Genomic DNA, 13013 nt, shown 5'->3' with positions numbered 1-13013 from the left:
TCCTTTTGTTTATTTTTTGATTTCTTTACCATGCAGCAACAGCACCATCTGTTCGTGATTCTGTCCCACCCACTAGTACACCGCTCTCTGGATCTCGCCATATGATTTGACCACGGCCAAAGCTATTTGGTTCAAGTTCAATTCGTACATTATGCCCCTTTTCCGTTAAGCTTTGAGCAAGATGGTGAGGAAATCTATGTTCTACCTCAATCGTTTTATCCTTTACCCATTTCCAGCGCGGAGCATCCAAAGCTGCTTGCGGATTAAGGCCAAAGTCAATCGTATTCATCACTACTTGCACATGAGCTTGTGGTTGCATGTAACCGCCCATCACACCAAATGGACCGACTGGTTGATCATCCTTCGATAGAAATCCAGGAATAATGGTGTGGAATGTTTTCTTTCCACCTTTTAAAGCATTGACATGTTCTGGATCCATTGAAAAGTCATACCCACGATTTTGCAATGCAATTCCTGTACCTGGTACAACGAGACCTGATCCAAATCCCATATAATTACTTTGAATAAATGATACCATATTCCCTTCATCGTCGGCTGTTGCTAAATAAACCGTTCCACTTAACGAAGGCTCCCCGGCCTCAGGTACTAGTGCCTCATCACCGATAAGCTTTCTACGTAACTCGCCATATTCGTCAGATAATATATTTGCTGTTGTATATCGCATATGGCTCTCTTCCGTTACATGCTGATGGCCATCCGCGAATGCTAGTTTAATTGCTTCAAACTGCTTATGATATGTATCTACTGAATCCCTATCCGAAAATTTGAATCCCTTTAAAATGTTTAGTGCTTGAAGTGCAACAATCCCTTGCCCGTTTGGTGGAATTTCCCAAACATCATAGCCACGATAGTCTACCTTGATTGGTTTTACCCATTCCGCTTTATATTCCGCAAGATCCTCTTCAGACAAATAGCCACCATTTGCACTTGAGAAGTTAACAATTTTCTCAGCTAGTTCCCCGTGATAAAATGACTTAGCATTCGTTTCAGCTATCGAACGTAATGTCTCGGCATGATCTAGTGATGACCATATCTCGCCTGCCTTTGGTGCCCTGCCCTTTGGTGCGAATGTCTCAAACCAATTTGTAAAGACATCGTCTGTCAAATTGGTTTTAAAGGTATCATATCCCTTCTTCCAAAAATTACTCAACGTCTGTGACAATGGAAAGCCTTCTGTAGCGTAGTCAATTGCCGGCTGCAGTACTTCCGTTAACGAAAGCTTCCCAAATTTTTCCGACAGCTCTGCCCATGCCCCTGGTGCTCCGGGAACTGTTACAGGGGTCCACCCGTATTTCGGCATCTTTTCATGTCCTGCTTCCTTCACAGAATCTATTGATATAGTCCTAGGAGAACGCCCGCTTCCATTCAGGCCGTGTAATTCACCCTTCATCCAAACTAACGCAAAGGCATCTCCCCCAATACCGTTGGAGGTTGGTTCTACTACTGTTAGACATGCCGCTGTAGCAATCGCAGCATCTACTGCATTTCCACCCTTTTTTAAAATATCCAGTCCTGCTTGGGCAGCAAGTGGTTGAGATGTTGCAACCATACCATTATTCGCAAATGTTGCATTTCGTGTAGTTGGGTACGGATGGGCTTGTTGGTTAAAAGAATACATAGGTAACACTCCTCATATTAAATTAAGTTACAACTCAATGTCTATATAGGGGTTCTTTGTAAAGTCACCAATTGATAAACGGCGAATTTCTTCGTCATCTCCTAGGAACTATTAATGAGGCCGCAGAAAAAGTTAAATATAGTACAAAATAGGTGGATCTACCATCGCATCTTCGAATATACTTCGCGCACCTTAGGGCGAGTGTCGAGCCTCTTCGGACTACCGTCCTGCGGGGTCTCGCCGACCTCTTGCTTCCCGCAGGATAAGGAAGGCTTCCCAGAAAAGGCATCGCACGAAGAAAAAGTGCTTTTCTTTTTCGAGGAGTCTCCGTATATTCGAGATGCTAAGTTAAGGTGAAAAATTAAATTTTTTAAAATCCACCACTTTTCAGTGGCCTCATTATTAACCGTTATCAGTCTGAGCAAAGGTAGTATTCATAACTTTTCCAGTTTGACCCTCCTCAAAATTTAAATTATTTTAAATTATCTTAAATTAAATAGTACAGAATAAACAAATTTCTGTCAATAGATTTTTTTACAAAAGTAAACCATAATGGTCAAATAACTTTCTTTTATGTTTTATTATTAAAAATATGGATTCATTTTGCCAAGTCATGTACAATTAAATTGGATTAAATATATAACAATTAGGAGACTAATCTATGAATTGTGATAAAGTCGATCAAGAACTATTAGAGGAACTAGTTAAGGATGGAAGAATATCCTATGTAAAATTAGCTGAGAAAGTAGGATTGTCACGTGTGGCCGTTAAAGACAGAATCCAAAACCTTATAGATAAGGGTATAATTGAGAACTTCACCGTTGTCATTAATTCAGAGAAAATCGGGAAAAACGTTTCTGCCTTTTTTGAGGTAGATGTTGAACCAAAACAACTACAAGAGGTAGCGCAAAATCTAGCAGATAATCCCAGTGTTGCGAGTATTTATCAAATGACAGGACCTAGTACACTTCATATGCATGTACTTGTGGAAGATTTTAAAATGCTTGAAATCTTCATTAATAATGAATTGTATTCAGTCCAGGGGATAACAAGAGTAGAAAGTTCCGTACTTTTAAAAAGGTTTAAAAATCGGACAGGCTATAAGCTTTAAAAGATTTTATAGTCAGAAGGCAAACCCCTTAGGGTCAGCCTCCCATACCATAGTCTACACACTAACACTTTTCTCCAAATAACTAACGATTTCTTTTCCAATTTCAATGGAGGCTGTTGCTGCTGGTGAAGGAGCATTACATACATGAACAGCCCTTTTATCTCTTATAATCGCAAAATCATCCAATAAGTTCCCCTCCTGATCAAGGGCCTGGGCACGTACACCAGATTTTGCTGGTCTAATATCGTCTTCCCCAATATCCGGAATGAACCGTTGCACATCTTTTATAAAAGACTTTTTACTATAAGACCGATAGATTTCTTTTAGTCCTTCCGATAAGTTCCCCCGCGCCACTTTTAAAAACCCCGGATATGTTGCCGCTTCAATAAAATCTTTGAAATGAAAATCTGTTTTTTTGTATCCTTCCCGCTTGAAACTAGGGACAGCATTCGGTCCGATTAATATTCTGCCATCCATCATTCTTGTGAAATGAACACCTAAAAACGGAAAGTCAGGATTAGGAACTGGATAAATTAGATGCTTAACAAGGTGACGCTTCTCAGGTTTCAACTCGTAATATTCACCGCGAAACGGAATAATTTTCATATCTGTTTTAATGTTAGCCATTTGTGTAATACGGTCACTGAACAACCCGGCACAATTAATCAGATACCGGCTGCGAAAGGTACCTTTATTTGTTCTAAGTTCCACACTTTCCTGCTCTGTAATGATGTCTTGAACCTCTGTATTTAAAGCAAGCTCTCCACCATTTTGTTGAATTAAGTCGGCGAAAACCTGAGCTACTTCACGGTAGTTCACGATACCAGTACTTGGGACACGTATCGCTGAAATCCCCTTAACGTGTGGTTCAATTCTACCAAGTTCTTCAACCGAGGTCTTTTCGACCGCAAGTTGATTTTGCAGACCTCTAGTATAAAGATCTTCCAACAGCGGAAGTTCACCTTCACTCGTTGCTACAATCACTTTTCCGCATATATCATGAGAAATTCCATGTTCTTTGCAAAATTCAACTAGTTGAAGATTTCCTTTTCGAGCCAATTCCGCCTTTAAACTTCCCGGTTTATAGTAAATACCGGAATGAATCACCCCACTGTTTCTTCCAGTTTGGTGAAGCGAAATTTCTGCTTCTTTTTCTATTACTAAAATCGATGCATCTGGGTGCCTCTTACTGACCTCCATGCCAACAGAAAGCCCAATAATTCCCCCACCGATAATCGCATAATCATATACCATACTAATCCGTTCCTTCCTATTTAAAACAAATCAATAAGTTCAATAATCCCAAGATAGCCAAACAAGATGACACAGCCTGTTAAAACAATATTTGGTATCCATCCATTTTGGAATTCCTTACCCACTCGCTTCGAATTTAGGAGATAGAGCAAAGTTATCGCCAGAAACGGCATAAACAAAGCTCCAAGCGCACCATAAATAATAACAAGTGACACCGGTTTACCGAAAAACAATAGAATCATCGGTGGAAAAGTAAGCCATAGAAGATAAGCACGATATGCTGGATCTTTTTCTGATACGGGTTTATCAGAACGATTTTCCTTCTTACGCATTAGGCGAACAAAATCGGCAAATAGATATGGTACACCATTCCAGACACCCAACAAGGAAGAAAAGGCTGCAGACCATGCGCCGATTAGAAACATCCAACGCGCAACAGATCCAAATTCCTCACTGAATAAACTAGATAGGGTCACTAACCCTTCTTCTCCACCAATTTCAATACCAGTACCGTACAAGAATTCTGCACCAACGATTAATAGGGACAATGTGAAAATGGCTGTAATTATATACCCGGTAGCGGTGTCCATTCTCATCATCGGAACCCAAGATCTTCCTTCCCATTGCTTTTCCCGGATCCAATAACCGTATGAGGCCATGGTAATTGTTCCTCCTACACCACCAAGCAATCCCAAAACGAGTAACATAGAGCTGTCGCCAGTACGTGGAACAAAACCACTTATTACATTTCCAATATCCGGAACGAGGATTATTGCCGATCCAACAACTGTCACAAACATAATACCGATCATGACCGTCATAACTTTTTCAAACAGCTTATAGCGTCCTGTTAAGACTAGTGCCATTCCGGCCAGTCCGTGGATAATTGCCCATGCCCACAAAGGCATAATCGGAAACATCGTTACCATCATAATGGCACTAGTTGACATTGCCGCGGCCCCATAACTAAATCCCCAAAGAATAGAGTAAACTCCGAAATAACCTGTAGCCCATTTCCCTAGTGAATGCCATCCTTCAAGGATCGTCTTTCCAGTCGCCAGTTGAAAGCGTCCCATTCCTTCCGTAAAATAAAACTTGAAAATGGCACCGACGAGAATAGCCCAACCGAGCGTTGTACCAAAAGCAGCCCCAGCAACTAAAGCAGCAATCAAATCACCAGTACCTACACCAGTCGCGGCGGTTACAAATCCAGGGCCGATCGTTTTTAGTTTCCCTTTAAAAGTGGTTGGCGCAGCTGGTTTACTTTGAGCTGTTGGTACCTCATTTTCAATAATTGGATCCGTATTCATCTAAACTACCTCCCTGTAAATGGTTAATTAATGTGACCTTTACAAATATCGATGTTTAACTTTTTGTAAATGATTACACATTGCTTCTTTTGCCTTACCAGGGTTTTCTTCTTGGATAGCTTCATAAATTACTCGGTGTTCACCCAGGATTATTTTGCTATTATTAGGTACTTTTAACGTGTTTGTCCGACTTTCTTTCAACCCTTCTAGAACTTGATCTGAGATCATATACATCACTTTTTTGACAATAGAATTCTTAGCTGCACTTGCAATTGACATGTGAAATGCTAAATCCTCCTCTGCTGCAATCTTTTTATTCAGAACGGCATTTTCCAGATCACAAAAGGCTTTATAGATAACCTCTACATCCTTTTTATCACCACGTAATGCGGCATAATAAGCTGCATCGCCTTCTATCGACTGTCTAAGTTCCATAAGTTCTACGATATCAACCGCTGTCCCGCGGATAACCGAGGTGATTCTTGCGATAATATCAGCTGTGTTGTTTTTTAATAGAAAGACGCCACTTCCCTGCTTGATTTCAACTATACCTGCCGACTCTAATACACTAAAAGCTTCTTTAATAGAGGTTCTTGAAACAGAAAAAGTTTCTGCTAAGGTCCTTTCAGACGGCAATTTCTCACCTTGGGAAATCTCCCCCCTTTCAATTGCTTGCTTGATTTGTTCAACAATATCTTGATACACACGTTTTTTTCTGACCGGCAATAATTCCATAAAGAAGTTCATCCCTTCATTCAAATGGTAAAGTGGCTGGTCCAATTTCGTTGATTATATCATGAAAGCGATTACAATTAAACTATTATTTAGATTTTTCTATAAAAATTAATCGACAGAGCATGCATATGCACACTCTGTCGATTAATTTTTGTTATTTAATAGAGGCTGCACTCGATTATCCAACACCACTTCGCAAATTTATTTCAGTTCTACTCAAATTCATGCTTTGCAAGAGTAGTTGCTATTTTGTCTTCAATAGCCGTTATTGCAGATGAGGAGCCTAGATAATTATTAACCATGATCGAGAATATCAATTCCTCTCCATCTTTAGTTGTAACGTATCCAGATAATGCGGACATTCCTGTTAGTGATCCCGTTTTTGCTAAAACATTTCCTTTTGCTGGTTCCTCTGTCATCCGATTACGCAATGTACCGCCAACGAATCGTTCAGAATTGCCTGCTACTGGTAGAGATTTTTCAAATGCGGGGAACCAGCTTTTATCTTGAATAGCAAAAAGCATTTGTGAAATTTCATTTGCTGGAACCATGTTTTTGTGTGACATGCCAGAACCGTCTCGGAACATAATCGTTTCTGTGTTAATACCTAATGCACTTATCGTTTCCTCGACCACTTGTAGTCCCTTATCCCAACTACCTTCATTGTGTACGATTTTACCCATTTCTTTTACAAGGACTTCAGCATGGCCGTTGTTACTTAGTTTCATAAATGGGATAAAAAGATCTTTTAAAGGCATCGACTTTTTTGACGTTAAAACTGTTGCCTCTTTTGGTGTAACACCGAGTTTCGCCTCCGATTTACCGATAAACTTTATCCCGTTTTCTTCAAGTGATTTTTTAAATACATCAAGTGCATATCCCGTTGGTTCCCATACAGAAGACCATGACCTCGATCTCGATCCATCTGTAGGGATCGTTCCCTCAATCACAATATTATTCGAGCCGTGTTCTCGCTCAATCGAAATATCTTTTTCCGCGCCTTCTGCGACTGTTTTCGCTTTGTTGACAATTGTGACGTAATCCGTTTCTGGTGTTAGCTTCACTTGAGCACTCTCGCCAACTTTTGTACTAGGAGTCACTTCAACGATGACCGTTCCAGCGTCATAATCTTCATTTGGCGCTAACGTTAAGGCGGAGATTTGGGCAGCGGTATAGAACGGTTCGTCAGACCAATTTATATCCTGAGATAATCGAACATCGCCATACCAACTATCATCAGCGATCAAATTTCCTTTAATATTTTTAATACCTTTTGCTTTCAATTCCTTTGCAAACTGATCCAAATCTCTTTCCATCAGTGTTGGATCGCCTTTTCCTTTCAAATATAAATTACCATGTAGAACCTTCCCTTTAATACGACCATCAGTCAGTACTTCTGTCGTAAATTGGTAATCCGCTCCAAGCGTCTCCATTGCTGCTACACCTGTAAGCAACTTCATATTGGACGCTGGATGTAATCGTGTATCACCTAAATTTTCAAACAAGCTTTCACCATTAGCCGCGTTAAGAATACTTACGCCAGTTACGGCTCCGTTTAGGGATTCATCATTAAGAATTTGTTCAATCTTATCATCTAATTGTGCTGATTTAGCTGATGCGACATGTGTTGATTCCCCAGATGATGGGAAAAATAATGCTTTTTCCCCACTGGTAAACGGTAAAAATACCATCATAGCTATCAGGAAAAATAGAGAAATCTTTTTTACATAACCTTTGTGCATAAAACAATCACGTCCTCTTCTACATATGAATAGTTTGACTTTTAATTATACGATTATGTACATAAAGTAGAACAATTTGTATAGTAAATAATGCTTTTATCCTATGTGGAGAAATTTGCTATCGGGGTTGGTTTTGTTGAATTTTGTTTCTTAATATTTACATAACATTTACCTCTAATTAATACTCACTTAATAAGTTCGATTTATAATGATACTAAGAAAAAGAAATATCACGAAGTTCACATATTAAATCAGAGGAGCGTGAATAGAATGATACTAAATTTTGCACATAGGGGTTCCCTAACAGAAGCACCAGAAAATACGTTACCAGCAATGGAAAAGGCAATCGAGCATAACGTCAAAGCAATAGAACTAGATGTTCAACTTACAAAGGATAACCGTTTAATAGTAGTCCATGATCATAACTTAACCCGGTATAACAAAAAAACATCAGGTTTTATTAAAGATTACACACTTGAAACTATTAAGAAAATAGATGTCGGTTCATCCTTTTCCAGAAGATATAGAGGAATCACATTGGCAACCCTAGAAGAAGTCCTAGAAATGCTGCCCGAAGATATTTTATTAAATATTGAGATCAAGAATAAACCAGTTGCATATGAAGGAATTGAAGATATACTAATAGATTGTTTACATCAATATAATCGTCTAGACAACGTTTTAATTTCTTCATTTGACCACGATGCATTAAAAATTGTGCAGAAAAGAGCACCTAATATAAAGTTAGGGTTACTTTTTAATCAAAAGTTTTTTAAACCATGGGAATACGCGAGAAATTGTGGTTTAACTATTACTAGCATACATCCAAATGCAAAGCATACAAATAAAAAACTGGTTACCGAATCTCATAAGCTGGGGTATAAGGTTTATCCATATACTGTAAACAAAGTTAAAATGTATAACCGTTTAATGGACTTTGGGGTAGATGGCGTTTTCTCAAATAACCCCAAAATTTTCGCCCATTCTGCTAATACCACTGAGAAAAAGGCAATGAAAATTAGTTAATCTGTAGATGAGCGTTTGAAAAGCTCCAGCAACTGCTGAAGCTTTTTTGTTTACAAAATAAAAACAAATAACTTTAAACTTAAATTCCGATTTTACTTTACTAATCAATTTCTATTATTCGCGGTTTTTCATTAATATTAGACAACATTTTACAGAAACATTTTTTCTTTTAAAAACGTCTATAGCAATAACCTGTCTGTATTTGTAACCTTATCTTACAGAAATGTAATAAAATTTTAATTTACGAATAAGCATATTCATAGTAAAATAAAGGTTAATGTTCCATAAATCTATGTATAAAAGTAAGTTTTGTGGTAACATGGATGATTACTATTTTAACAGATAAGAAAGCATCAAACTTTGGCGATTATCTGTCTAGGTCTAGCGCCTAGACACTCGAGACGTCTTATATTCATTACTATAGTTGTGCCAAGAATAATTTCAAACGTTAGGAAATTAAAGGGGAAAATGTTATGTCTAAAGATAAATCAACGCAAAGCCGTATAGTTAAAAGGGGTAGGAAAAGAAAGTTACGCAAGCGCGCTTATTTTATATTAGTACCTATTCTAGTTCTTTTTCTAAGCCTAGTTACCTATGCAGCAATTTTATATACAAAAGCTGAATCTGTTTTCTCAGATTCTTACAAGGATGATGGTCGAGCTAAATCAGAGCTTCGTGAGGAAGCAGTAGATCCTGCTGAAGATAATGTCTCTGTTTTAATAATTGGTGTTGATCAAAGTGATGTTCGCAATAATAAAGGGAATGCCCGTTCAGACACATTAATGCTTGCTACACTTAATATTGAAGATAAAAGTGTCAAGCTAGTAAGTATTCCACGTGACTCATTGGTATATATTCCTGAGGTTGGTTATGAAACAAAAATCAATCATGCACATGCTTATGGTGGTCCACCAGCAACAATTAAAACAGTGGAGAACTTGCTTGAAATTCCAGTCGACTATTACGTAAAAGTGAACTTCAACGCGTTTATTGATGTTGTAAATGCCGTTAATGGAATTACTGTAGACGTTCCTTATGAATTATATGAACAAAATTCAAAAGATAAGGCTAGGGCTATCCATCTTTTACCTGGCGAGCAACAATTAAATGGTGAAGAAGCACTTGCGCTAGCCCGTACTAGACATTATGATAACGACATTCAACGTGGTAAACGACAGCAGGAAATTATTAAATCCGTTGTTCAGAAGGCAACTTCTCTAAACTCAGTTCTTAAATACGATGAAATTATTGAGGCTCTTGGTGAAAATATGACAACCAATATGACCTTCGATGAGATGAAAAGTTTCATTGCTTATGGAACAGGGACAGGAAATTTAGAGATTGATACACTGACACTGGAAGGAAGTAACTACCGACCAACAGATACGTATTACTGGAAACTAGATGAAATTGCTCTTGAAGAAACAAAAGAGTTGTTGAAACGTCATTTAGGTATTGACCCGGCTACAGCGAAACTTTATGAGAATAACGATAATGAAGATCCAAATTCTGCATCAAATGGTAACGAAACAGAAAGCACGACAACCTATTAAGTTACGGGTAACTTAAAGTAATAAGAGTCTAAATCGTAAACGATTTAGACTCTTTTTTTGCACGTAAGGAAAGTATAAAATTTGGCTCTATTAAGCTTACTTATATCAACGGTCATGTCCAGCTCCAGCGCCCAGCAACTAGCAAACTTCACACTTCTCCACTACGATAAGTCAACATCGGTTGTTGAAAAAGGAAGGCCGACTAACTACGGGCTGTCGCTCAGGCGTCGGCATACCCCTGTTGCAGGGGCATGTTTCCTTTATCTCATTGCGAAAGAATGTTCGATTAAGACCGTCGCTTTGCGCGAAAACATCGAACCACCCGTGTTGCACGGGCGCAGTTTGTACGTTGCTAAACGGGCGCTTGCGCTTTTCTTACAATTATTATAGTAGGATATTTTTCAACTCTTCTGACGTAAACTCTTCACAAAGTTGGTCAATGGTTTAAAGTCATTATTAATCATGCCCAAGTTTTCAATCAATATTTCAATCGCGAGTAATGCGACAGACATGATGATAATCGAACCCCACAAGGTTGTCATCGAAAATAAGAAAGCAGCTAAGCTGAACATCCCACTTAGTGAATAAATAAATAGCACTGTTTGCCTATGTGTGAAGCCAGATTTCATTAATCTGTGATGTAAATGTGAGCTATCTGGGCTAGACATTGGTTGCCTGTTAACCCTTCTCCTCACCATCGCAATTAACGTATCAGAAATTGGCACTCCAAGAATAAATATTGGTATGACAAACGATACAATCGTAATATTTTTAAAGCCGAGCAGCGCTAATACCCCAATCATATATCCGAGAAATAATGCTCCTGTATCACCCATAAAGATTTTTGCAGGATAAAAGTTAAACTTTAAAAATCCTACTGTACTAAAAAATAAAATAAGTGCCATCGTTGTAACATATACATCACCCATTAACACAGCCATACCAGCAATAGTAAATAATGCAATAGATGAAACACCTGCAGCAAGTCCGTCCAATCCATCAATTAAATTAATGGCATTGGTAATTCCAACGATCCAAAAAATGGTTACAATCGAACTAAAGAACCCGAATTCAATTTGACCACCAAATGGCAAATTGATAAATTCAACCTGTAGTCCGCCCCAGAAAACAATTAGTAAAGCTACACCTATTTGTACAATAAATTTGGTTTTTGCTGACAGATTGTACAAATCGTCAAAAACTCCCATGATAATGATGATAAACGCACCAGTAACAACAGCTGCATGATAATCACTAGATGGTTGTAAAATGAGTAATCCGACAAGAAAGCTAATAAAAATTGCAATACCGCCAAGGGTTGGTGTTGGAACAGAGTGTGCTTTACGATAATTTGGTTTATCCGTCGCGTTAATTTTTAATGCAAATTTAATTAAAAGTGGAGTTAAAAGTAGTGATATTAGTAACGTTAACGAGGCAAGTAAAGTAATTTCAATCATTTTTGCACCTCATTTTTCATATATAACATATACGAAAACGTTGAACCGTTTACATTTTCATATCTAAGTATACATTATATATGTTTTCGGCAAAAATCTCCAACGAAAATTTACTAGATGCATGGAGACGCAATTTTTCGCCCATTACTTGTAACTTACCCTCTTTTTTAAAAAATATAGCTTCATTCATGGCTTTTGTAATATCAGATTCCTCCACTAGCCACCCAATTGTGGAATCGGTAATTAACTCCTTTACCCCACCCACATTTGTTGAAATAACTGGTGTGCCAGCTCTTGCAGATTCAAGTAAAACAAGTGGAAAACTTTCACTAGCGGATGTCAGTATGGTTACATCTGCTAACCTGTAAAAGCATTCTACATCCTGGCAGTGCCCTAGAAAATGAACATGTTCGGTAATGCCTAATCTTGCCACGTCAAGCTCTAATTCTCTTCGTAGTGTGCCGTCCCCTACTAAGAGCAACTGACACTGAGAGTGTAGGTATAGCAAATCTGCAAAAGCTTTTAATGCCAGTTTATGTTGTTTGACCTTTTCAAGCCTTGCAACCATCAAAAATAGAAAATCCGCTTCCTGATATCCAATATCTGAACGCATATAGTTTTCTAACATGTTTTTTTGAAAATCTATTCCATTCAGTACGGTTTTAATTTTAGTTGATTGAACACCTTTTTTCTCTAGCATTGTTTGAAAAGGTGATGAGATTGCGATAACGCGGTCAGCACACTTAATCGCATTTGTATGTAGTCGGCACAAAAATTCCCCATATAACCCTTTTCCGCGAAAGTCATAGAAAGGGTCACTATGTACAGTCACAATCCATTGAAAAGGTACTAATTTTTTTAAGAGTTTGGCGTAAACATTTGCTCTAGGCCCATGCGTATGTACAACTTGAATCCGTTGTTCTTTTATATAAGTAACAATATTTTTTATAAGCGGTATGCTTAGCCTTTTCGGACTAGCAAAATGAACCGTTTCAATACCTAGATTTCGCGCACGATGCAGCATTTCACCTTCTTCTAATACTCCCAGCACAAATTCTTCTCGATTCAGCTTGTCAAGTAGACTCAAAATATGATGCATCCCACCGCCTGTTTCGTTTCCAGCATTTAAATGAAGTATTTTCATAGGACTCTTTCACTCACTTTTTTGTATAATGTCCCTAGTTAA

General features: G+C 38.2%; 10 protein-coding genes. 3 read left to right on the top strand and 7 right to left on the bottom strand.

Annotation, left to right across the window (positions count from 1 at the left end; all coding sequences use genetic code 11):
• Positions 1 to 25: 25 nt before the first annotated feature.
• Complete coding sequence (ggt, locus tag CFK40_RS03520; RefSeq protein ID WP_089530709.1) at positions 26 to 1639, bottom strand: gamma-glutamyltransferase; 1614 nt, start codon at positions 1637 to 1639, stop codon at positions 26 to 28.
• A gap of 661 nt (positions 1640 to 2300) precedes the next feature.
• On the opposite strand from ggt, the gene CFK40_RS03510 reads away from it, so the two are divergent.
• The gene (locus tag CFK40_RS03510) at positions 2301 to 2750 is read left to right on the top strand and encodes an Lrp/AsnC family transcriptional regulator (RefSeq protein WP_089530707.1); all 450 of its coding nucleotides are present in this window, start codon (positions 2301 to 2303) and stop codon (positions 2748 to 2750) included.
• A 54-nt stretch (positions 2751 to 2804) separates the two neighbouring features.
• Here CFK40_RS03510 and lhgO read toward each other — a convergent pair whose 3' ends face one another.
• From lhgO to dacB, 4 genes are all read right to left on the bottom strand, one after another.
• Positions 2805 to 4004: an L-2-hydroxyglutarate oxidase gene (gene lhgO, locus CFK40_RS03505; protein ID WP_089530706.1), complete on the bottom strand. Its 1200-nt coding sequence runs from the start codon at positions 4002 to 4004 to the stop codon at positions 2805 to 2807.
• Positions 4005 to 4024: 20 nt separating this feature from the next.
• Positions 4025 to 5314: an Nramp family divalent metal transporter gene (locus CFK40_RS03500; protein ID WP_089530705.1), complete on the bottom strand. Its 1290-nt coding sequence runs from the start codon at positions 5312 to 5314 to the stop codon at positions 4025 to 4027.
• Positions 5315 to 5353: 39 nt separating this feature from the next.
• Positions 5354 to 6049 carry a FadR/GntR family transcriptional regulator gene (locus CFK40_RS03495; RefSeq protein WP_161493817.1) on the bottom strand — a complete coding sequence of 232 codons (696 nt, stop codon included), beginning with the start codon at positions 6047 to 6049 and terminating at the stop codon, positions 5354 to 5356.
• Between the two features lie 212 nt (positions 6050 to 6261).
• Entirely contained in the window at positions 6262 to 7791 is a 1530-nt protein-coding gene (gene dacB / locus CFK40_RS03490; RefSeq protein ID WP_089530703.1) for a D-alanyl-D-alanine carboxypeptidase/D-alanyl-D-alanine endopeptidase, read from the bottom strand.
• A gap of 270 nt (positions 7792 to 8061) precedes the next feature.
• Between dacB and CFK40_RS03485 the strand changes: the two genes are divergently transcribed.
• Together CFK40_RS03485 and CFK40_RS03480 are read left to right on the top strand one after the other, a co-directional pair.
• Positions 8062 to 8817 carry a glycerophosphodiester phosphodiesterase gene (locus CFK40_RS03485; RefSeq protein ID WP_089530702.1) on the top strand — a complete coding sequence of 252 codons (756 nt, stop codon included), beginning with the start codon at positions 8062 to 8064 and terminating at the stop codon, positions 8815 to 8817.
• A 473-nt stretch (positions 8818 to 9290) separates the two neighbouring features.
• Positions 9291 to 10370, top strand: a complete 1080-nt coding sequence (locus CFK40_RS03480) for an LCP family protein (protein ID WP_089530701.1) — start codon at positions 9291 to 9293, stop codon at positions 10368 to 10370.
• Between the two features lie 401 nt (positions 10371 to 10771).
• On the opposite strand, the gene CFK40_RS03475 is transcribed toward CFK40_RS03480, so the two are convergent.
• Both CFK40_RS03475 and CFK40_RS03470 read right to left on the bottom strand, forming a co-directional pair.
• The gene (locus CFK40_RS03475; protein WP_089530700.1) at positions 10772 to 11827 is read right to left on the bottom strand and encodes an MraY family glycosyltransferase; all 1056 of its coding nucleotides are present in this window, start codon (positions 11825 to 11827) and stop codon (positions 10772 to 10774) included.
• Positions 11828 to 11876: 49 nt separating this feature from the next.
• Positions 11877 to 12971, bottom strand: a complete 1095-nt coding sequence (locus tag CFK40_RS03470; RefSeq protein WP_089530699.1) for a glycosyltransferase family 4 protein — start codon at positions 12969 to 12971, stop codon at positions 11877 to 11879.
• Between the last annotated feature and the right edge of the window lie 42 nt (positions 12972 to 13013).

It is taken from the genome of Virgibacillus necropolis, assembly GCF_002224365.1.
GTDB lineage: Bacteria > Bacillota > Bacilli > Bacillales > Amphibacillaceae > Virgibacillus_F > Virgibacillus_F necropolis.
The sequence above is the reverse complement of the archived record's forward strand: the minus strand, read 5'-3'. Positions and strand labels throughout refer to the sequence as shown.